General features: G+C 64.0%; 20 protein-coding genes. 11 read left to right on the top strand and 9 right to left on the bottom strand.

Translation table 11 applies throughout. The annotated features are described in order from the left end of the window. Window positions 1-105 precede the first annotated feature (105 nt). Both HAV21_RS05870 and HAV21_RS05865 read left to right on the top strand, forming a co-directional pair. Window positions 106-633: a hypothetical protein gene (locus tag HAV21_RS05870; RefSeq protein ID WP_142937150.1), complete on the top strand. Its 528-nt coding sequence runs from the start codon at window positions 106-108 to the stop codon at window positions 631-633. After that, entirely contained in the window at window positions 557-1465 is a 909-nt protein-coding gene (locus tag HAV21_RS05865; protein WP_160147618.1) for a zeta toxin family protein, read from the top strand. Before HAV21_RS05870 ends, HAV21_RS05865 begins: the two co-directional genes overlap by 77 nt. Here HAV21_RS05865 and HAV21_RS05860 read toward each other — a convergent pair. After that, entirely contained in the window at window positions 1462-2163 is a 702-nt protein-coding gene (locus tag HAV21_RS05860; RefSeq protein ID WP_166840983.1) for a TetR/AcrR family transcriptional regulator, read from the bottom strand. The genes HAV21_RS05865 and HAV21_RS05860 overlap by 4 nt on opposite strands. 227 nt (window positions 2164-2390) lie before the next feature. On the opposite strand from HAV21_RS05860, the gene HAV21_RS05855 reads away from it, so the two are divergent. From HAV21_RS05855 to disA, 6 genes are all read left to right on the top strand, one after another. Then, window positions 2391-3932: an amino acid permease gene (locus HAV21_RS05855; RefSeq protein ID WP_166840981.1), complete on the top strand. Its 1542-nt coding sequence runs from the start codon at window positions 2391-2393 to the stop codon at window positions 3930-3932. Window positions 3933-3995: 63 nt separating this feature from the next. Continuing rightward, window positions 3996-4880 carry an urea amidolyase associated protein UAAP1 gene (locus tag HAV21_RS05850; RefSeq protein WP_243753149.1) on the top strand — a complete coding sequence of 295 codons (885 nt, stop codon included), beginning with the start codon at window positions 3996-3998 and terminating at the stop codon, window positions 4878-4880. Continuing rightward, window positions 4877-5533, top strand: a complete 657-nt coding sequence (locus HAV21_RS05845; RefSeq protein WP_166840979.1) for an urea amidolyase associated protein UAAP2 — start codon at window positions 4877-4879, stop codon at window positions 5531-5533. Before HAV21_RS05850 ends, HAV21_RS05845 begins: the two co-directional genes overlap by 4 nt. Further along, complete coding sequence (gene uca / locus HAV21_RS05840; RefSeq protein ID WP_166840977.1) at window positions 5530-9204, top strand: urea carboxylase; 3675 nt, start codon at window positions 5530-5532, stop codon at window positions 9202-9204. Before HAV21_RS05845 ends, uca begins: the two co-directional genes overlap by 4 nt. Then, the gene (atzF, locus tag HAV21_RS05835; RefSeq protein ID WP_166840976.1) at window positions 9201-11045 is read left to right on the top strand and encodes an allophanate hydrolase; all 1845 of its coding nucleotides are present in this window, start codon (window positions 9201-9203) and stop codon (window positions 11043-11045) included. The genes uca and atzF overlap by 4 nt, the downstream gene beginning before the upstream one ends. Window positions 11046-11278: 233 nt before the next feature. After that, on the top strand, window positions 11279-12355 hold the full coding sequence (disA, locus tag HAV21_RS05830; RefSeq protein ID WP_011772955.1) for a DNA integrity scanning diadenylate cyclase DisA: 1077 nt from the start codon (window positions 11279-11281) through the stop codon (window positions 12353-12355). A 39-nt stretch (window positions 12356-12394) separates the two neighbouring features. On the opposite strand, the gene HAV21_RS05825 is transcribed toward disA, so the two are convergent. After that, window positions 12395-13078: a hypothetical protein gene (locus HAV21_RS05825; protein WP_166840975.1), complete on the bottom strand. Its 684-nt coding sequence runs from the start codon at window positions 13076-13078 to the stop codon at window positions 12395-12397. A gap of 135 nt (window positions 13079-13213) precedes the next feature. On the opposite strand from HAV21_RS05825, the gene HAV21_RS05820 reads away from it, so the two are divergent. Both HAV21_RS05820 and HAV21_RS05815 read left to right on the top strand, forming a co-directional pair. Next, on the top strand, window positions 13214-14164 hold the full coding sequence (locus HAV21_RS05820; protein ID WP_166840974.1) for an A/G-specific adenine glycosylase: 951 nt from the start codon (window positions 13214-13216) through the stop codon (window positions 14162-14164). Between the two features lie 123 nt (window positions 14165-14287). Then, entirely contained in the window at window positions 14288-14770 is a 483-nt protein-coding gene (locus HAV21_RS05815; protein ID WP_166840972.1) for a hypothetical protein, read from the top strand. A gap of 139 nt (window positions 14771-14909) precedes the next feature. Here HAV21_RS05815 and HAV21_RS05810 read toward each other — a convergent pair whose 3' ends face one another. Next, complete coding sequence (locus HAV21_RS05810; RefSeq protein WP_166840971.1) at window positions 14910-15722, bottom strand: helix-turn-helix domain-containing protein; 813 nt, start codon at window positions 15720-15722, stop codon at window positions 14910-14912. 78 nt (window positions 15723-15800) lie between these two features. On the opposite strand from HAV21_RS05810, the gene HAV21_RS05805 reads away from it, so the two are divergent. Next, window positions 15801-16313, top strand: coding sequence for a VOC family protein (locus HAV21_RS05805; RefSeq protein ID WP_142937162.1), 513 nt, complete (start codon window positions 15801-15803; stop codon window positions 16311-16313). Between the two features lie 29 nt (window positions 16314-16342). On the opposite strand, the gene HAV21_RS05800 is transcribed toward HAV21_RS05805, so the two are convergent. The 6 genes from HAV21_RS05800 to dhaK all read right to left on the bottom strand — a co-directional run bounded on the left by HAV21_RS05800 (window position 16343) and on the right by dhaK (window position 19693). Beyond that, window positions 16343-16702 carry a VOC family protein gene (locus HAV21_RS05800; protein WP_166840969.1) on the bottom strand — a complete coding sequence of 120 codons (360 nt, stop codon included), beginning with the start codon at window positions 16700-16702 and terminating at the stop codon, window positions 16343-16345. A 3-nt stretch (window positions 16703-16705) separates the two neighbouring features. Then, window positions 16706-16966 (bottom strand): DUF4235 domain-containing protein, encoded by a 261-nt coding sequence (locus tag HAV21_RS05795; protein ID WP_142937164.1) that lies wholly within the window; start codon window positions 16964-16966, stop codon window positions 16706-16708. 104 nt (window positions 16967-17070) lie between these two features. Further along, window positions 17071-17247 carry a CsbD family protein gene (locus HAV21_RS05790; protein WP_035760998.1) on the bottom strand — a complete coding sequence of 59 codons (177 nt, stop codon included), beginning with the start codon at window positions 17245-17247 and terminating at the stop codon, window positions 17071-17073. A gap of 90 nt (window positions 17248-17337) precedes the next feature. Beyond that, window positions 17338-18030, bottom strand: coding sequence for a dihydroxyacetone kinase phosphoryl donor subunit DhaM (dhaM, locus tag HAV21_RS05785; protein WP_166840968.1), 693 nt, complete (start codon window positions 18028-18030; stop codon window positions 17338-17340). Next, entirely contained in the window at window positions 18027-18689 is a 663-nt protein-coding gene (dhaL, locus tag HAV21_RS05780; protein WP_166840966.1) for a dihydroxyacetone kinase subunit DhaL, read from the bottom strand. The genes dhaM and dhaL overlap by 4 nt, the downstream gene beginning before the upstream one ends. A gap of 2 nt (window positions 18690-18691) precedes the next feature. Continuing rightward, on the bottom strand, window positions 18692-19693 hold the full coding sequence (gene dhaK / locus HAV21_RS05775) for a dihydroxyacetone kinase subunit DhaK (protein ID WP_142937167.1): 1002 nt from the start codon (window positions 19691-19693) through the stop codon (window positions 18692-18694). Between the last annotated feature and the right edge of the window lie 154 nt (window positions 19694-19847).

Genomic DNA, 19847 nt, shown 5'->3' with positions numbered 1-19847 from the left:
ACGAGCAAAGTGACGTAGCTCGTGTTGACAGTGCGCAGCCGCAGGACAAGACTGAGGTACAGCTATACATTTGGTATAGCCTTCGGCGGAAGGAGAAACCCAATCATGCCGACGACCCTGAGGCCTCTTCAGATCGCCTACGCGCAGAAGGAACTGGCGCGCTTGGATCACATTCGCGCGGTGATGGCAGCGCACAAGGACGGCGCCTCCCAAACGGCAATAGCCAACGATGCCGGGATTTCGCAGGCAGAAGTTTCCAGAATACTGCGGCGTGTTGAGGCAGTGCCTGCCGCGATCGCCAGGTCTCCTCGTGAGGTGATCCTGCGGCACGCTGCTGGCCAGTTGGATCACGCGTCCATGCTGACAGAGCTTGTAAGCTGGAACTACAGTTTCGCGCAGGATGCTCAGCCGGAAAATCCGCTGAGCGTTCGAACCTCAGGCTCTTGGGAGCAAGTCACAGATGCGCTTCACAGAGGCCTGCTGAGTGACGACGACTTCGACTACCTCTTGGAGCATGTTCGCAGGTCCTCCGCGGACACTACCAAGGGGGACCTGGATGACGGCAATGGACGCGCGGTTGCGCACCGAGCGCGAGTTGATTCGTCTGTCACAGCTTGGGTCCTTTCTTCATAAGGACTCCCACCGATCAACAGCGGTCTTTTATGACGCACGGGATAAGTTGCGCCGTAAATTCCATTCTGAGCTGATCGAGAGCTACACATCAGACGCCGCAGACCTTGGTAAGGATGGGTCTGCGGCTCTCATCACTGCTGGTCCACCCGGCGCCGGGAAGTCAACCGAGGTGAAAAAGCTTGGGCTTACGGGATATCGGGTCATCGACCCGGATGTCATCAAGGAGCATCTTCTTGAAACTGCTTGCACCGACGGCATATTTGACGATCTCCTCGATCTTCAGCTGCCGGACGGGCGCGCGCTATTGCCCAATGAGTTGGCCTCGCTTGTCCACACGGAATCTGCCGATCTAGCGAACGCGGTTTTGCGGCGATCGATTGAAGACGGCGTGAACGTTGCCATTGAGGGCACTTTTTCGTGGCCAAACCTCAAAGACCGCTACCTCAAATGGCTCCTGACCGGCGACTATAGCCATCTCACTGTCGTCGACGTAGAAGTGAGCCGCGAGACTGCTAAAGCGCAGGCCCGCGAACGCTGGTGGGGTGGTCGCGAGCAAGCGTTTGCGGGCACGGGCTCCCATCTTGGCGGACGGTTTACACCTCCGGAGGCGATCGACGGCCTCTATGTAGCTGGCGCGACGACAGCCAGCACGTGCAATGCCAATGCCGTGGCCCTATTCAACGACCCCCTTGCCGACCTCTTCGACGAAGTAACGCTGTACGTCTATGACAGGACGGGCATCAGTGATGAACGCAGTACTTACGTCGCAAGAAACGGAGTCAAGGAGGGAGACGCTCCCGTTCCTCTGGATGTGGCACCAAGAACGACTTAGCCGGCGAGAGATTCGGCTGGCGCCCGCAAGGCAACCCCTCCAAAGCGGAGGATGAGCTCCTTGCCTGCAGCCCTCACTGCCGGGAGATCGCGCCTCAGCCCGGCCAGCGTCAACACGGTATCGGCGGTGGTGGATGCCGAATCTTTTGCGATCAGCCCGTCCGCGCGGAGGTTGATCAAGGACTCCACCAGCCGGAACGCGGTGTCTCCCAGGCCCGGGTCGGCGTCACAGATGGCCGCCAGTTCCCGCCCCAACTCGCCGTAGATAGTCCTGAGTTCCTTGCGGGCTGCCATGAAGGGTCGGAAGATCTCTGCCCTGGCTTCCGGGAGGTGGTAGAGCACCCCCAGGTTCCAGCGCGAACTGCACAGCTGTGAACCGTCAAACGACACCACCGCGTGCAACCGTGCCGCAGCCAGGCCGGCGTCGTCGGAATGATCCCGCACAGCCCGGGCAAACGCCAGGCTGGTGGACACCGTCCCGCCGAGCAGCTCACCCAGGATTTCGTCCTTGGTGGAGAAGTGGTGATACAGCGACGATTGCCGGATTCCCACGGCATCGGCGATGGCCCGCGTGGAGGTGTTCGCGAACCCTTGCCCCGTGAAAAGCTCGGCTGCCGCGTCCAGTATTTCGTCACGGGCGGTGGCTCCAGGGCGCACCGCCTGCTGCTTGCGGGGGCGTCCCGGTCCGGCTGTAGTCACCCTTCATTCTTGCATCGCGCCAACCCCAAAGTTCCCATTCACGGCCGCCTCCCGTGGTGGTGAGTTTTCATTTACACCTCGGAAATACGCGGTAACCAAGGCTTTACACAGGCGAAACGCTGCGGGGACACCGCGCTGGAAAACTATCAAGTGACCGATATTCCGGACGGGTGATCATAAGCCTCTCCGGGCTGGTTCCACATCCCGTTCCAGACACGGAGAAACCGATGACTTCCACCCTTTCGACGGCGGCCGGCCGCACTGATGATGCAGACCTGACAGCACTCGGCTACCAGCCCACCCTGCATCGCAAGCTGGGCCGCTACGCATCGTTCGCCGCAGGTTTTTCGTTCGTCTCCATCCTCACCACCATCTTCCAGCTCTTCGCCTTTGGCTACTCCTTCGCCGGTCCTGCTTTCTTCTGGACCTGGCCGGTGGTGCTGGTGGGCCAGCTCCTTGTGGCATTGAACTTTGCAGAGCTCGCCGCCCGGTACCCGTTGTCCGGCGCCGTCTATCAGTGGTCGCGCCGCATGGGCGGTGAAGTGGTGGGCTGGTTCGCCGGCTGGTTCATGTCCATCGCCCAGGTCATCACTGCTGCCGCAGCAGCCATCGCACTCCAAGTGGTCCTTCCCCAGCTGTGGGATGGCTTCCAGTTGGTGGGCGGCGACCCCTCTCTGACCTCCACCACGGGTGCGGCGAACGCCGTCATCCTTGGCGCCATACTCCTGGTGGTTACTACCGTGATTAATTGCCTGGGCGTGAAGCTCATGTCTCACGTCAACTCCATCGGCGTCACCTGCGAGATCGTGGGCGTCGCTGCGGTAATTCTTGCCCTGTTCTCAGCAGCGCAGCGCGGCCCGGAGGTGGTAGCGGACGTCAGTGTTGTCACAACCTCGGACCTGGGCGCCGTCGGCGCCTTCCTGGTGTCCGGGTTGATGGCCGCGTACGTCATGGTGGGCTTCAACTCCGCCGGGGAGCTCTCGGAGGAAACCAAGAACCCCCGCAAGACGGCCCCGCGCACCATCCTCTCGGCACTGATCATCTCCGGTATTGGCGGCGGACTCATGATCATCGCCGCTCTGATGGCAGCGCCAAGTCTGGACGACGGCCGGCTCGCCACCGAGGGGCTGCCCTATGTGCTCACTGCCGTGCTGGGTACGTTCTGGGGCAAAGTGCTGCTGGTTGACGTGGCAATCGCCATCTTCGTGTGCACTTTGGCAATCCAAACGGCGGGTTCGCGGCTGGTCTTCTCCATGGCCCGCGATGGCAAACTTCCGGCCTCGGCCCTGCTCTCCACGGTCCACCCGCAGCGTGGAACCCCCATGTGGCCCTCCATCGCGATTGGCGCCCTGGCGGTGGGCATCCTAGCCATCAACATCGGCAACTCCGCACTCTTCACCACTCTCTGCAGTGTGTGCATCGTGATGGTGTACCTGGCGTACCTGATGGTCACGGTTCCGCAGCTGCTCAGCCGTTTCCGCGGCGATTGGAACCGGGTGGGTCAGACCATGCCGGCCGGGCTCTTCTCCCTGGGCCGTTGGGGCTTGCCGGTCAACATCCTCGCCGTCATGTATGGCGCCCTGATGGTCATCAACCTGTCCTGGCCCCGCCCCGAAGTGTACGACCCCTCCGGTGAACACGGGATCCTGCTCTTCTCCGCCCCCATCATGGTGGGCGCCGTCCTGCTCCTGGGTATCTGGGTCCGGCGGAACATCCGGGTCCGGGAGAACAAGGCGGCGCTGGCCGCGGAATCCGCCAACGCGGGCTGACCCGCCCAACATCAGACCACTTCACGTTCAAGCACAGACAGTTCAAGCACAGAAATGATTGCCATGACACAGACTCTTGAAACACAGACCCCTGAAGGCACCGCCACAACAGCCGGCGCCAAGCTGCACGCACGAGCCCAGCACGGGCGCACGGCCGAAACCATGATCCACGTCCCGCCAGCTTCTGCCCCGGCCCGCCTGATCGAAAACCTCCCTGCCGAGGCGAAGGACTCGCTGACCTGGGCGGAGACCCTCGCCTTCGGCCGCTACACCCATATGGAACTGGCCCGCGGGACGCGCTTGAGGCTCACGGACCTCGACGGCGATGCTTGCGTTCACGCTGTCATCCTCCGAAGCGGTGCCCAGCATGAGCGGCTCAACGTTGCGGACACCGTAAAAGTCCCTTGGCAGGCCTACATAACCACGGGCCACCCGCTTCTCTCCGACGCCGGCCGTCTGATGGCAACCGTGGTGGCTGATTCCTCCGGCAAGCACGATGCCCTCACCGGCACCACCAGCCTGGCCGGTAACACCGCCAAGTACGGTGCCGGATCAGCCCACAGTCCGTCACCGGCAGGCCGCGAACTCCTCACCCTCGGCGGCATGAAGCACGGAGTCAGCCAAAGGCAACTACCGCCGTCGTTGTCGTTCTTCAAGGGCGTCACCGTGGACCCGGACGGCCGCCTTCAGTTCGCCGGGAGCGCCGGCGCCGGAGCCGCCGTCGAACTTCTCCTCCACATGGACTCTGTGCTGGTACTGGCCAATACCGCGCACCCGCTGGACCCGCGTCCGGAGTTCACAGGCAGCGCTGTGGACATCGTCGCGTGGCGTGCGCCGCAGGACCTCGCAGCCCTGGTGGACGGAACCTCCACTGTTGACCTTGGCCCGGAAGGGCGTCTTGCCCTCCACAACACTGAACTCGACTACAACGCAAGGACTTCCGCATGAACGCCATCGCAGAAATCAGCCCCGCGCTCATAGCCGGGAAAGTGGTACTGGACGAGCTGGTGGAAGTCCGCGGCCCATGGTCGGCCGTAGTGGCTGCCGGCGACGTGCTCACCATCGTGGACCTGGACGGTAACCAGGCCGTGGATTGCATCCTCTACGCAGCACATGACACCGGCACGCGATACTCCGCCGCCGTAACCATCGCCAGCCAGGGCTCGATCTTCCTCACCACCGGCTCGGTTCTCCGTTCGGACAGCGGCCAGGAACTCATGACCGTGGTGGCCGATGAAGTGGGCATCCACGACACCATCGGCGGCGCCTGCTCGCAGGAATCCAACACCCTCCGCTACGGGCAGCACACCCATGAACAGCACGCCTGCGTGGAGAACTTCCTCATTGAAGGCGCCAAGTGGGACCTGGGCAAGAAGGACCTGGTGTCCAACATCAACTGGTTCATGAACGTGCCGGTGGACCCGGATGGTGCCCTGGGCATCGTGGACGGGTTGTCCGCACCGGGTAAGCGGGTGGCACTCCGCGCCGAGGTGGACACCCTGGTGCTGGTGTCCAACTGCCCTCAAATCAACAACCCTTGCAACGGTTTCAACCCCACGCCGGTGCGCATGATCGTCACACGTCCGGAGGCCCGCGCATGACCCGTTTCGACACCCTCCTCATTGCCAACCGCGGCGAGATCGCCTGCCGGATCATCGAATCGGCACGCAAGGCGGGGCTGCGCACTGTCGCCGTTTTCTCCGAGGCTGACCGTGGCGCCAAGCATGTGAAGCTCGCAGATGAGGCCGTCCTGCTGGGACCAGCACCGGCCAAGGAGTCCTACCTGAAGGTTGAATCCATCCTCAGTGCGGCGGCTGCCACCGGTGCCGGCGCCATTCACCCCGGCTACGGGTTCTTGTCCGAAGATGCTGCTTTCGCCGAAGCTGTGGAGGCAGCAGGGCTCGTCTTTGTGGGGCCTACCCCCCAACAGCTCCGAATCTTCGGGACCAAGCACACCGCGCGGGATGCAGCCCAGCGCGCCGGGGTTCCCATGATCGCGGGATCCGGCCTGCTGGAAGACGTGGACGAGGCCGTGGCAGCAGCGGAAACCATCGGCTACCCGCTCATGCTCAAAGCAACCGGCGGTGGCGGCGGAATCGGCATGGCAGTGTGCCGCGACGAAGCGGACCTCCGCAGCAATTACTCCCGGGTGGCCCGCTTGGCCAGCTCCAGCTTCGGGACCGCCGGGGTCTTCGCTGAGAGGTACATCGAGCACGCCCGCCACGTGGAAGTCCAGGTATTCGGCGACGGTGAGGGCCGCGTCGTAAGCCTCGGTGACCGTGACTGCTCGCTGCAACGACGCCACCAGAAAGTACTCGAAGAAGCGCCCGCGCCGGATCTCCCGGACGCTTTGCGGGAGGAACTACACCGGAGCTCCCGTGCGCTCTGCGCCTCCGTGGGCTACCGCTCTGCAGGCACAGTGGAGTTCGTCTACGACCCCGTCCGCCAGGAAGCATCCTTCCTGGAAGTCAACGCCCGGCTGCAAGTTGAGCACCCCGTCACCGAAGCCATCACCGGCGTGGACCTGGTGGAGTGGATGCTGAACCTCGCCCAGCAGGAGCCAGTGCTTGATGGCGTGCCGGACAGTGTGCCCATCTCAGGCCATGCCGTGGAAGCCCGCATCTACGCAGAAGACCCTGCCCGCAATTTCCAGCCCAGCGCCGGAACCGTCACCAACGCGCAGTACCCGGCCTCCGACGTCGTACGCATTGACGCCTGGGTGGAAACCGGAAGCGAAGTCTCCACCAGCTACGATCCCCTGCTGGGCAAGGTCATCACGTCCGGCAGCACCCGCGACGCCGCTTTCGACGCCCTGGCCGCTGCGCTGGCAGAGACCCGCATTGATGGCATTGAGACGAACCTGGGCATGCTGCGTGCCGTGGCCGGAATGGACGTGGTCCGCTCGGCCGGGCATTCCACCGGAACCCTGGACACCGTAGGCGATCCGGAACCGCGGATCACCGTTGAGCGGCCGGGCCTCCAGACCAGCGTGCAGGACTGGCCGGGCAGGACCGGACTGTGGCAGATCGGCGTGCCGCCCAGTGGTCCCATGGATGACTTGTCGTTCCGGCTGGGCAACACCGCCCTGGGTAACCCCGAGGGCGCGCCCGGGTTGGAGTTCACCATGGCCGGGCCGGCGCTCCGGTTCACCCACGCCACCACGGTGTGCGTCACCGGCGCTGACGTCGCCGTCACCGTCAACGGCGTCGCGGCTAACACGTGGGAGCCCATCACCGTCCCCGGGAACGGCCTGTTGGATGTCGGCTCGGCTGACGGTTCCGGGCTGCGGGGTTACATCCTGTTTGAAGGCGGGCTGGATGTTCCCCAGTACCTTGGCAGCGCGTCCACTTTCACCTTGGGCCAGTTCGGCGGCCACGGCGGCCGTGTGCTGCGGGCCAGCGATGTGCTCCGAACGGTCACCGGGTACCTGCCCGAAACCGTCCCCGGCGTAGTTCCGGCGGAGAGCCGCCCGGCACTCACCTCGGAATGGGAGCTGAAAGTGGTGGAAGGGCCGCATGGCGCACCGGAATTCTTCCAACGCGAAGACATAGAGGAGCTCTATTCCGCCGAATATGAGGTCCACTTCAACTCCGCCCGCACCGGCGTCCGCCTGATCGGGCCCAAACCGCGCTGGGCACGCAATGATGGCGGCGAGGCCGGACTGCACCCCTCCAATATTCACGACACCGCCTACTCGGTAGGCGCCCTGGACTTCACCGGTGACACCCCCATCCTTCTGGGCCCGGATGGTCCCAGCCTTGGCGGTTTTGTCTGCCCCGTCACCGTGGTGACCGGCGAGCGCTGGAAGTTGGGGCAGTTGCGGCCCGGCGACAAGGTCCGTTTCGCGCCGATCCGCTCGGTTGAGGCGCCGTCCGTGAAGGAACTCGGCGCTGCGCGGCAGCTGATTCTGCCGGGCGGAACGGACTTCAGCAGCAGCGCCGCCGGGGTGCTGCGCGGAGACGGCGACGACGGCGTGCTGGGCCGGGTGCCCGAAGGCGAGGGCCGGCCTGCGGTCACCTTCCGCCGTTCGGGTGATGACAACCTTCTGGTGGAGTACGGGGATATGGTGCTGGACCTGGGCCTCCGCGCCCGCGTCCACGCCCTGCACCAGGAACTCGAACGCCTTGGTGTTCCTGGCATCGTGGATCTGACTCCGGGCATCCGTTCCTTGCAGATCAAGGCCGATCCGTCCCTCCTGCCCACGTCCAAACTGCTGGGCCTGGTGCGCGAGGTGGATGCTTCACTGCCTGCTAGTTCGGAGCTGGTGGTGCCCAGCCGCAGCGTCCGGCTCCCGTTGTCCTGGGATGATCCCGCCACCCGTGAAGCCATTGAGCGGTACATGGCCGGTGTCCGCGACGACGCCCCATGGTGCCCGTGGAACATCGAGTTCATCCGCCGCATCAACGGCTTGGACTCCGTGAACGACGTTTTTGATACCGTCTTCAACGCCGAGTACCTCGTGTTGGGACTGGGCGACGTGTACTTGGGAGCTCCGGTGGCAACGCCCTTGGATCCGCGGCACCGGCTGGTCACCACCAAGTACAACCCCGCCCGCACGTGGACCCCGGAGAACGCCGTGGGCATTGGCGGTGCCTACATGTGCATTTACGGCATGGAAGGTCCTGGCGGTTACCAGTTTGTTGGACGGACCACGCAAGTCTGGTCACGCTACGCGGACGCCGCACCCTTTGAGCCGGGCTCCCCGTGGCTGCTCCGGTTCTTCGACCGTATTTCCTGGTACCCCGTCAGCCCTGAGGAACTCCTGGATCTGCGGGCGGACATGGCGGCTGGCAGGGGCCGGGGAGTGGAGATTGAGGACGGCACCTTCTCGCTGGCCGAGCACGAGGAATTCCTGGAACGCAACAGCGTCTCCATAGCGGAGTTCCGTGAAACACAGTCGGCCGCGTTTGCCGTTGAACGTCAGGCGTGGGAGGAAGCCGGCGAGTTCGATCGCGCAGAGCAGGCTGTTTCTTTGGCCCCGCCGGCGGACGACGTGGTGATTCCCGACGGCGGCACCTTGGTCACGTCCCCGTTCGCCGCGAGTGTGTGGAAAGTGGACGTGGAACCCGGCGACGTGGTGGTAGCCGGCCAGTCGTTGGTTTCCCTGGAGGCCATGAAGATGGAGACGGTCATCCAGGCTCCGGTGGATGGTGTGGTCCAACGAGTCCTGCCCACGGCCGGCGCGCAGGTGGTAGCAGGCGAGGCTTTGGTGGTGCTTGAGCCTGTGGATGTCCGGGAACCGGCACTTGTGCTGGAAGGAAGCGCACTATGATCAGCCCCAAAGTCACCACTGCGGAACGCGTCCTTGCCGCGCTTGAGGCGATTGACGCCGTCGACCGTCCCGAAATCTGGATCCACCTCCGCGGGCGGGATGAACTGCTCGCAGAGGCGGCACGGATCGACGCCGCGACTGCCGCCGGGGAGGACCTGCCGCTTGCGGGTCTCCTGCTCGCCGTGAAGAACAACGTGGACGTTGCCGGTGTGATGACGACGGCGGCGTGCCCCGGTTTTGGCGAGGTGCCCGCCCGGGATGCGGTGCCGGTTGCGAGGCTCCGCGCTGCGGGGGCGTTGGTGCTGGGAGCTACCAACCTGGACCAGTTCGCCACGGGACTGGTGGGTACCCGCAGCCCGTATGGAGCTGTGCGCGATTCGCGGCGTCCTGAGCGGATTTCCGGCGGTTCGAGTTCGGGTTCTGCCGTGGCAGTGGCCTTGGGCCTGGTGGACCTTGCCATCGGGACGGACACCGCCGGTTCGGGCCGGATTCCCGCGGCGCTGCAAGGAATTGTGGGGATCAAACCAACCCTAGGCGTGGTGTCCACCGACGGCGTAGTTCCGGCGTGCCGTTCCTGGGACACCGCCACGATTTTCGCGCGCGACCTCGCCACGGCCGAGCTCGCCATGGGCATCATGGCCGGTGAGGGGCGCAGCTGGCCCGCGGACGTCAAGCTCGCTGCGCCAGCCACACCGCGGGTGGCCTACCCCGCTGCCCTGCCTGCCCTCCCGGACGCGTGGGCGCTCGAGTTCAAGGCACAGATCGAACGGCTGCGCTCCACGGGCGTGGTGGCCGAAGCCATCGAGCTGGACGTCTTCCTTGAGGCTGCACGGCTGCTGTACGACGGCGGATTGGTGGCCGAACGCTATGCCGCCGTTGGCAGCTTTGTTGACACGGTGCAGGACGGAGGGGTTTCCGCCACGCTCGACCCCACCGTGGCCGGGATCATCACAGCCGCGGGCAAGGTCCCTGCGCACAAATACTTGACTGACACCGGGGCCCTGGAGAAGCTCCGCCGTGAGGCCATGCTGCGACTGGAGGGCTTCGATGCCCTGATCGTGCCAACCGCACCTTTCCATCCAACACTGGCCGAGGTCGCGGCCGATCCCGTGGGGGTCAATTCCCGGATGGGTACGTATACCAATTTCTGCAACCTTTTCGACCTCAGCGCTGTGGCAGTGCCGGCCGGGACTGTTCGTGACACAGACGGCATCTCCCAGTTCGGCCTCACTGTGGTGGCCCGAACTTTCGAGGACGGCGTGGCCGCGGACATTGCCCGGCGAATCGAACTGACCCCCGAGCACCCCGAACTGTTCGCCGCCGGAGCTGCCGCTGCCAACGACGCCGAGCCAAAGGTTCCCTGGCCGGTTGCCGCGGGCGCCGCCGTCGTACCTCTTGTGGTGGTGGGCGCCCACCGGAAGGGCCAGCCGTTGGCGGCGGAACTTGAGCGGCGTGGAGCTTTCTGGGATGGCCTGGTAGCCACTGCGGCGAGGTACCGCATGGTGGCTCTGGAAACCACACCCCCTAAGCCGGGCGTAGTTCGATCTGAACAGGGAACCGGGCTGGTTGCAGAGAGGTGGTTGCTGTCCGAGTCCGCCCTAGGGTCTTTCCTCGCTGACTTGCCCGAACCCATGCTGCTGGGGTCCATCACCTTGGACGATAGGAGCACGGCAGTGGGATTCGCATGCGATGCCGTAGCTGCGGCAAGCGCGCGGGACATCAGCGAATACGGCGATTGGATTAAATATCTGGAAGAAAGTACCTCCTTGCCGGGCAACCAAGGACTGTGGCGGGAGGCGGGCAGCGCCTTGCTGACAGGCCTTGGCCGCGGCCAGCGCTAGCGCCATGGCGGCCGGTTGAGGGAAATAGGGTTTCCAACAAACGGCCGCCAAAGCACTTTCAAGGCACAGCTGAACATCACGAAATGACCCACTTTGGGGCTTGCTGGTGCGGTTAACGGCGCCTGGAAGCCCTATCATTGTGCTTGTCGTCATGTGGGCATTTTTGTTGAGCGCACTGACGCCGGATTCAGCTTGTCTGTGAGCCATGGCTTGCACCTTCGAAGGGAAACCCTATGGCCCGGAGCCCGGAAGAGTCGCTCAAGGCGACCCTTGCCAGAGTCGCACCCGGAACTCCGCTGCGTGACGGCCTTGAACGCATTCTTCGTGGACGCACTGGTGCGTTGATCGTGCTCGGCTACGACCGCACCATCGACTCCATCTGTTCCGGCGGATTCGACATCGGCATCGATTTCTCCCCAACACGTCTGCGCGAACTGGCCAAGATGGACGGCGCCATCATCTGTGACAAGGATGCCAGCAACATTGTCCGGGCCGCCGTGCAGTTGGTTCCCGATTCCAGCATCGAAACCCAGGAATCAGGCACCAGGCACCGCACCGCAGAACGTGTAGCCATCCAGACCGGCGTACCCGTTATTTCCGTCAGCCAATCCATGCAAATCATCGCCCTCTACGTAAACGGTTTGCGCCACGTCCTGGAAGGCTCCGAAAAGGTCCTCGCCCGCGCAAACCAGGCCCTGGCAACCTTAGAGCGGTACAGCGCCAGACTGGACCAGGTCACCAGCTCACTTTCGGCCCTGGAGATCGAAGCACTGGTCACGGTCAGGGACGTTGCGGTCACCCTGCAGCGCCAGGAAATGGTCCGCCGTATCTCCGAGGAAATCGCCCAGTACGTGCTGGAACTCGGTGAAGACGGCCGACTGCTCTCCCTCCAGGTGGAAGAACTCACCGTAGGCCGCGGCCCGGGGAGCGAAGTCATCATCCGCGACTACTCCGATCCCGACGCCACTCCTGAGCAGATCGAGGAAGCCGTCCAGGCTCTCCTCAACCTTGGCCCCACGGAGCTTATCGACCTCAGCCGCATTGCCCACATCATTGGCTTCGCCGGCGGAGTAGAGCAGCTGGACGCCGTGGTTCAGCCGCGCGGGTACCGCCTCCTGTCCGGCCTCAAGTCCGTTCCCAAGGCAGTGGCCGACCGTTTGGTGGACTACTTCGGCGGACTCCAGAACCTCATGGCTGCCACCATTGACGACCTCATGACCGTGGACGGAATCGGCGATCAGCGAGCCCGCACAGTCCGCGAAGGATTGAGCCGCATGGCCGAAGCGAGCCTGCTGGACCGTTTCCTCTAAAGGCGACTGCCGCCGTCGCGCCCTATTTTCGGACGAAAACTAATTCAGCTGGAACGCGACCTTGGGGCTCGCCTTGTTCCCCAGACGAGCTTCGAACGTGTAGTAGGCGCCGCCCGCGCCCGGCGTGGCCGCGATGCTGGCACAGCCTTCCAGCGTCCGGTTGCGCTGCCACGGGAAGTTCGCCGTCTCGCTCTTGCCGGGCTGGATGGTCTTGATGAGATCCTCGCCGCCCGTCTGGCAGTCCTTGGAGGAGAAGATCCGGTCCGAGCCGCTCATCAGCAGGTACTCCATTTGGGAGGTGCCCACGTTGACCTCACACGGGGCCGTGCCGCCATTGGTGATGGTCATGGTCAGCAGCGGCTTTTCCTCCGGACCGTAAGCGGGCTTATCGGTCTTGGCGGCGACAGTCATCAAGTTCAAGTCGCATACGGGTGTGGGCGACGGCGATGCCGCCGCTGTGCCCGTCGGTGTACTTCCCGGCGTCGGCGCCGTTGATGCCTGGGACGTGCTGACGGCCTGCGGCTCCGGACTCCCGGAAAGCGCGCCGGTGAGGGCCACGACGCCGCCGATAACCACTACGATAACCAGCAGCAGGGCGCCGAAAAACACTTGCCGACGACGCCGGTACACGGCAGGGCTCGGCCGTCGCTTTGCGCTGGGGGAAGCGCCCTTCGCCGCCGCTGATGTGCGCGCGGTCGGCGTCTGCTTACCCTTGTTGGCCATGGTTCTAGGCTAGGCTCGCAGCCGCATGGGGACCTAACCTCCACGCCGAAAGAGCCTCATGCCGGCCTGTGTGACGTCGGCCATGGGCACTCCCGGACGGCCCTACCTCCGGATTCCACTACAGTGGATGGCAGCATGACACTTCCCGATTCAGGCCAGCTGGCAGGCCTCCACCAAGCCCTTGATCAGTGGTTCGCTGAGACGGCCCGCGACCTCCCGTGGCGCGAGCCGGATTGCAGCGCGTGGGGCATCCTGGTTAGCGAAGTGATGCTTCAGCAAACACCCGTTGTCCGCGTGCTGCCGGTCTGGCTCGACTGGATGGAACGCTGGCCCACACCCGCCCACCTTGCCGACGAACCGTCGGGCGCAGCCGTCCGCCATTGGGGGCGGCTCGGTTATCCACGCCGGGCTCTGCGGCTGCACGCGGCCGCCGTCGCAATCCGTGATCAGCACGGCGGCAAGGTTCCTGACACTTTTGACGAGCTCCTGGACTTGCCGGGTGTAGGCAACTACACGGCGGCCGCCGTCGCGGCTTTTGCGTTCGGCCGGCGCGAAACAGTGGTGGACACCAACATCCGGCGCGTCCACGCGCGGCTCATCTCCGGCAGCGCGCTCCCGGCGCCGGCCTTGACCGCTGCGGAGATGCGGCTGGCCGCGGCCCTCATGCCCGAGGACCAGGAGTTGTCCGTGCACTGGAACGCTTCGGTCATGGAACTCGGCGCCATGGTGTGCACCGCCCGCAGTCCCAAGTGCGCTGAATGCCCGGTCCGTTCCAGTTGCGCCTGGCTCGCCGCCGGCGAGCCGCCGCCGTCGTACACTCCAAAGGGGCAGTCCTGGCACGGCACGGACCGCCAGGTGCGCGGTGCCGTGATGGCCGTCCTCCGCGAGGCGGCCACCCCGGTGCCCCGCGAAATGTTCCAGCAAGCACCGGCGGATCTCGGGTTCGCGCCGTCCGGCGTCGGAATCCCGCTCGCCGCACTGCACCGGCTCAACTCCGCGCCCGAGCAACTCGAGCGCGCCCTTGAGGGCCTGTTATTGGACGGTCTGGCTGAAATGCACGACGGCGGTTTGCGGCTTCCGGCGTAGCTTTGGCCGGGTGCGGTATCGGTTGGGCAACAGGCTTCCAGGATCAATAACAATGCAGGCGCCTTTTGCGCTGCTGCGGCGGCATTCCCGCGACACCCACTAAGTGCAGCACTACCCTGAAGCATGGGCAGAATCGGATTGGCGTTGACCCTTGCCGGGACCGCAGCATTGCTTCCCGGTTGCTTGGCCGAACCAGTGGGCTGCCCGGCGATCGGACACGTGGCCGGCGTATCCCTGACCGTGGCGGCGGACTATGCCCCGGACGTCGCTTCGCTTCGATTGAAGGCATGCCAGGATGGCATCTGCACTGAAAAGGAACTGATGCTGAACCCCGGGGCCACCTCCGTGGACCAGGGCTGCACCCCGGATGGCGTGTGCTCCGCGACATCCTCGCCTGACGGGACGCTTCACGGGTTTATGGAGCTCCCCGCACTGTCCGAAAGTCCTCTTGAGGCAACCGTGACTGGCTTTTCCCCGGCCGGTGTCGCGTTGCCGACGCGTACCCTGACCTTCACTCCCCGAGGTGAGTACCCCTACGGCGAGCAGTGTGGGCGGGTCATTTCGGCTGGCCTGACGCTGGACGGAGCAGGTTTGCGGCAGCGGTAGTGCTGGCTATGCACCTGCGTCGATGATGAGCCTCGAACCGCCGGAGTCGTCTTCGTCCTTCCCGCAACGTGTGCAGCGCCTGCAGCTGCCACGTGAACCGGCTCCTAGTCACCATGAGCGAGCCGGGATCGGGCGAAGACTAGCCCGGTGGTCCCCCAACAGCCTTCCGGTAACCACTTGGCGTGAACCCCAGGTACTTACGGAAGTCGTTCGTTAGGTGCGCATGATCTGCGTAGCCAAGTTCGACGGCGATCGCCGCAAGGTCCGCTGTTGGGTTGGACCGGGCACGCTCTGCGGCATCCTGCAATCTGCGGCGCCGTATGAGGGCGGAAGGGCTCAACCCGACGTACTTTGCAGCGATTCTTTGCAGGGTTCTGGGTGATACGGCAAGACGGGACGCCACATCCTCAATCAAGAACACATCGGGCTCGGATGCGATCACATCCATCATCCGGTTCGCGAGCAGGGCTTCTTCGTCAGCAACGCACTCCCGCGAAACCAGCCACGCAACAAAGGCTTCCACTGCCCGCTCTCGGCGAGCGCCGCCGTCGTGCGTGTTGCCACCTGAAGTGGCCGTCATGGCTGCCGACACTGCCTTCTGAAGGTGGGCGAAGTCCAGCACCACTTCCTGATCGCGGAGAGCGGCGGGGTTGTCGGTGAAAAGCGGCACTGCTGCGGGCCGGAGTAGTGCGCCCACGGCCCAGCCCTGGCCTGTCAGGTCGCGGTAGGCGGCGCGGGTGGTTGGCCCGGAGAACTCCACCGCATCGCCTTGCACCACCAGGTTGGATGTGGGGTAGGCGATCACATGTTGCCGTGATGACCGGCCGGGTTCGATGTCCCACTCCGGAATCCAGAACCACTGCACCAAATGGGACACAGAAGCCGGAGCCGGGATGCGATGGAAGGTGGGCAGTCGCGCCGGATACAGGATGCCCTTGAACGAACCTTCCATTGGAGCCTCTCCACTGAGGATCAAAGCTGTCGCAAATCTCCAAGCGCAACAGGGCAAGGTGCCCGTAGCGTCATAACCATGACAGATACTACAAGCACAGAGTCCATCACAGCAGCCCACGGCGAGCACACCACACATGGCATCCCGATCGGCCTGACAAGCCTGACGCCGTTCCTCTCGGTGCCCAACGCCAAGGAAGCCATTGCGTTCTACCGTGATGTGTTCGGGGCCAGGGTTGTGGGCGAGACCGAGATGGGAGGGGTGGTTGTCCACGCCGAACTCGACTTCGGCAACGGCCACCTTCAACTCGGCGAGCCCAACCCGGAATACCATCTGGTGCCGGCGCCAAGCGGCGAGGACGATTGCTACTCCCTCGGCCTGTATTGCCAGGACGCGGACGGACTGGTCAAGAAGGCCGAACATGCTGGGGCAACTATCCGCGAGCCGCTGTCCACGTTCGTCTCAGGTGACCGTTACGCGAGCATCCGCGATCCGTTCGGCGTGCGCTGGTCCATCATGACGCGGGTTGAGGACATCTCCGAGGAGGAGAGCAACCGCCGCGTTGATGAATGGGCCGCGCAGCAGGGCTGAGCCTTGGAGGCCCGGCTTTCGTGAATGCCTTATGTGAGGCAGAGGCAGAAAGGGTGCCCGGCCGGATCAAGGAGTACCCTGAACGTTTCGCCTGGCTGGTGGTCGGATTTGCTGGCGCCTAGGGAAAGGGCAACTTCCTCGCCCTTGTCCAAGTCCTCCACGATCATGTCCAGGTGCATTTGCTGCGGGATGGTCTGGCCGGGCCATTTGGGCGCCTGGTACACCTCCACTTGTTGGAAGGAGATGCAGTTGCTGCCATCGCTGGGTCGGATATCAAACCAGTCACCTTTGTCCTCCACTTCCCAGCCGAAGAGCTCGCCATAAAAGGCGGCCAAGGCGCCGGCATCAGGACAATCGATAACCACACTCGGGTATTTAGCTATAGCCATGTGTTAAACCTCGTCAGCAGTTTTCTTCATGCGGGCAATGGCGCTCTTGGTGCCGCGCTGGGTGAGAACGTGAACTATTGCGCCCACGCCTGCGGAAACAACGGCGAACACAAGCACGCCCGGTAGTGAATCGTTGAGGTCCGTGCTGTCTTTGGGGGCAGGTTTGCCGGTCTTCTTCTCCCAGAGGCCTTCGAGCGTTTTGTTTGCGAGCGTGCCGGCTCCAAGGCCAATTGCCAGGCCAAACACTTTTACCAGTATGTTCACCAAGATCCTCCATAAGATAGGGCGCCGCCAAGCGACGTCTCACACAACAACCGCCTCAGAAACAAGGCAGGGCCGCTGCAATTGCAGCGGCCCTGCCTGGATTCTTAATCCTTCTTGAAGGCATCTTTCAGCTTCTCGCCGGCACCTTTGAGGTCGGCTTTCGTCTGGTCGCCCTTGCCTTCGGCTTCCAGACGCTCGTTGTCCGTCAGCTTTCCGGCAGCTTCCTTAGCCTTGCCGCCCAGCTTCTCGCCAGCGTTCTCCATCTTGTCGTCAGCACCCATGTTTCGTACCTCTTCCTTGTAGTGAACCTGTACCTCTACAACATCACTAATCAGTGTACTTAGCAATATTTCGGAGAAAATTGTCAGAACCTAGAGTTCTCCAAACCCTTCCTCCACAAGCCGCCCCACGTACTCCACGGCCTTCGAAGCGTCCTTGCCGCTCGCTTCAACGCGCAGGGTGGAACCCTTGCCGGCGGCCAATGCCATGAGCGCCATGATGGACATGCCATCAACGCCGTTGACCGTCACCTCCACATCCAGCCCGGACAGCCCGCCGGCGATTTTAGCCGCCGGCCTGGCATGCATTCCCAAGGGATTGATGAGCTCGAATTCACCGCTTGCATCCGGCTCATCCTTGACATCAGGGGCCTCCGGGCCCGCATCACCTGCGGGCGTGTTGCCGAACGCCACAGCTTCGGCTGCTTTGCGGACATCCTCGACGCCGGCACCTCCCTGAGCGGCGACGGCCGCAGCAACGAGCCCCTCAATCAGCGGCGCATCGGCGAGGAGGACAGCATCGGGATCGCTGGCGAACTCCACCGCTGACTCGGCTGTCATCACAGCAGAACCAAGATCGGTCAGCACCACCACGCCGTCACCCCCGGAATCAACCAGGGACTGCTCGACGGCGGCCAGCACCTTCTCCAGGCTGGTTCCGATTCGATCGTCGTCAGTTCCCCCGGCGGCGGCGAGTTCGACGTCGGGTGCCATCTGCGCGGCGAGTTCCACCGCACCCTCAGCAATCTTGCTGCTGTGCGACACCACCACAATCCCCACGGTCATACGGCGTCGATTCCTGTATCGCCAGTGGAACCGGCGGCAGCTGCTGCGGCCGCGCGGAGGAGCAGCGCGGTGGAAGCGGCGCCGGGGTCGCGATGGCCTGCACTGCGCTCCCCCAGGTAGCTGGCCCGCCCCTTGCGTGCCACCAAAGGATCGGTGGCCACGGCCCCGGTTTCGGCAGCGTCCGCAGCCGCTTCCAGAACCGCCAGCACGCCTGCACCGCTCGCGGCCGCCTTTTGGGCAGCTTCAACCGCCGGCGTCCAGGCGTCGATCATTGTCTTGTCGCCGAGCTCGGCTTTGCCCCGGGCCACCACGCCATCACGGGCGGCCACGAGGGCTGCGGCTAACGCCTCCGCTTCAATGTCGTTCGCGTCCCCCAGGGAGGTTGCTGCCCGCAGATACGCCGTGCCGTAAAGCGGTCCGGCAGCTCCGCCCACCTTGGACATGAGCGCCATCGCTGCAGCCTTCAACGCCGCTCCAGGAGTATCGGGCGGGGTCTCGTCGAGCTTCTGTAGCACAGCTTGGAATCCCCGGTCCATGTTCTCGCCGTGATCAGAGTCGCCGATCGCCCGGTCCAGCTCAATGAGCTCAACCCGATGTTCGTCCATGGCTTTAGCGGAGAGTTTCAACCATTCCAGCGCCCACTGAACGTCCAAACCCATGCTCAGGCTCCCCACCGCAGGGCTGCAGTGTGGACGGGCGCGTCCCACAGCCTGGTCAGTTCGTCATCGAGGCGCAGCACGGACACTGAGCACCCTTGCATCTCCAGGGAGGTCACGTAGTTCCCCACCAGCGAGCGCTCCACGGTGGCGCCGCGCTCGGCCAGAACTTGGGCAGCGCGTCGGTACACGATGTACAACTCGCTCTGCGGGGTGCCGCCCATGCCATTGACGAAGAGCAGGACCTTCTCGCCTGACGCGAGGGCCAGGTCCTCCAGCACAGGCTCCAGGAGGCGGTCCGTGATGGCGTCAGCACTTTCCATCGCAATCTTGTGCCGTCCAGGTTCGCCATGAATGCCGATGCCGATCTCAATCTCATTCTCCGCGAGTTCAAAACTCGGCGTACCGGCGTGCGGAACCGTGCAGCCGGACAGGGCAACACCCATGGTCCGCACATTGGCCACTACGCGCTCAGCGATGGCGGTGACAGCGTCAAGGTCGTCGCCTCGCTGGGCGGATGCACCGGCGATCTTCTCCACCAGGACCGTTCCACCAACCCCGCGCCTGCCAGCCGTGTACAGCGAGTCTTCCACCGCGACGTCGTCGTTGACCAACACTGAACGAACGCGCACGCCTTCAGCCTGCGCCATTTCGGCGGCCGTTTCGAAATTCAGGACATCGCCGGTGTAGTTCTTCACAATATGGACGACGCCGGCGCCTGAGTCCACGGCGACGGTTGCCGGGATGATTTGGTCCGGTGTGGGCGAGGTGAAAACTGCGCCGGGGACCGCGGCGTCCAACATGCCGAGGCCTACGAAGCCCGCGTGCAGGGGCTCGTGGCCACTGCCGCCACCGGAGACAAGGGCTACTTTGCCCGCTACGGGAGCGCCTTTCCGGACGACGTATTTGGGGTCGGGATGGACGTCCACGATGTCGGCATGGGCCATGCCGAAACCTTCGACGGACTCGTCCACCACGGCGCGTGGATCATTAATGAGCTTTTTCATGTGATGCTCCTGGGCGTGCTGTGGCTGGTGCTCTGACCCTACTACCGGGGGCTGTTGGCACGGTAGGCCTGAAGCGCCGGTTGTGCATAAATAGCGCTAGGATCACCCTCTTAATGACCGGAAGGGACAGCCCCCAATGACTGTCCCTTCCGGT

Origin of the sequence: Paenarthrobacter sp. MSM-2-10-13, assembly GCF_011605365.1 — a bacterium.
Taxonomy (GTDB): domain Bacteria; phylum Actinomycetota; class Actinomycetes; order Actinomycetales; family Micrococcaceae; genus Arthrobacter.
Note: the sequence above shows the minus strand (reverse complement) of the source record. Positions and strands in the feature narration are given on the sequence as shown.

Bases quoted from the DNA above. Each gene is read 5' to 3' on its own strand.
- HAV21_RS05870 (WP_142937150.1), top strand. From the start codon at position 106: ATGCCGACGACCCTGAGGCCTCTTCAGATCGCCTACGCGCAGAAGGAA.
- HAV21_RS05865 (WP_160147618.1), top strand. From the start codon at position 557: ATGACGGCAATGGACGCGCGGTTGCGCACCGAGCGCGAGTTGATTCGT.
- HAV21_RS05855 (WP_166840981.1), top strand. From the start codon at position 2,391: ATGACTTCCACCCTTTCGACGGCGGCCGGCCGCACTGATGATGCAGAC.
- HAV21_RS05850 (WP_243753149.1), top strand. From the start codon at position 3,996: ATGACACAGACTCTTGAAACACAGACCCCTGAAGGCACCGCCACAACA.
- HAV21_RS05845 (WP_166840979.1), top strand. From the start codon at position 4,877: ATGAACGCCATCGCAGAAATCAGCCCCGCGCTCATAGCCGGGAAAGTG.
- uca (WP_166840977.1), top strand. From the start codon at position 5,530: ATGACCCGTTTCGACACCCTCCTCATTGCCAACCGCGGCGAGATCGCC.
- atzF (WP_166840976.1), top strand. From the start codon at position 9,201: ATGATCAGCCCCAAAGTCACCACTGCGGAACGCGTCCTTGCCGCGCTT.
- disA (WP_011772955.1), top strand. From the start codon at position 11,279: ATGGCCCGGAGCCCGGAAGAGTCGCTCAAGGCGACCCTTGCCAGAGTC.
- HAV21_RS05825 (WP_166840975.1), bottom strand. From the start codon at position 13,078: ATGGCCAACAAGGGTAAGCAGACGCCGACCGCGCGCACATCAGCGGCG.
- HAV21_RS05820 (WP_166840974.1), top strand. From the start codon at position 13,214: ATGACACTTCCCGATTCAGGCCAGCTGGCAGGCCTCCACCAAGCCCTT.
- HAV21_RS05815 (WP_166840972.1), top strand. From the start codon at position 14,288: ATGGGCAGAATCGGATTGGCGTTGACCCTTGCCGGGACCGCAGCATTG.
- HAV21_RS05810 (WP_166840971.1), bottom strand. From the start codon at position 15,722: ATGGAAGGTTCGTTCAAGGGCATCCTGTATCCGGCGCGACTGCCCACC.
- HAV21_RS05805 (WP_142937162.1), top strand. From the start codon at position 15,801: ATGACAGATACTACAAGCACAGAGTCCATCACAGCAGCCCACGGCGAG.
- HAV21_RS05800 (WP_166840969.1), bottom strand. From the start codon at position 16,702: ATGGCTATAGCTAAATACCCGAGTGTGGTTATCGATTGTCCTGATGCC.
- HAV21_RS05790 (WP_035760998.1), bottom strand. From the start codon at position 17,247: ATGGGTGCTGACGACAAGATGGAGAACGCTGGCGAGAAGCTGGGCGGC.
- dhaM (WP_166840968.1), bottom strand. From the start codon at position 18,030: ATGACCGTGGGGATTGTGGTGGTGTCGCACAGCAGCAAGATTGCTGAG.
- dhaL (WP_166840966.1), bottom strand. From the start codon at position 18,689: ATGGGTTTGGACGTTCAGTGGGCGCTGGAATGGTTGAAACTCTCCGCT.
- dhaK (WP_142937167.1), bottom strand. From the start codon at position 19,693: ATGAAAAAGCTCATTAATGATCCACGCGCCGTGGTGGACGAGTCCGTC.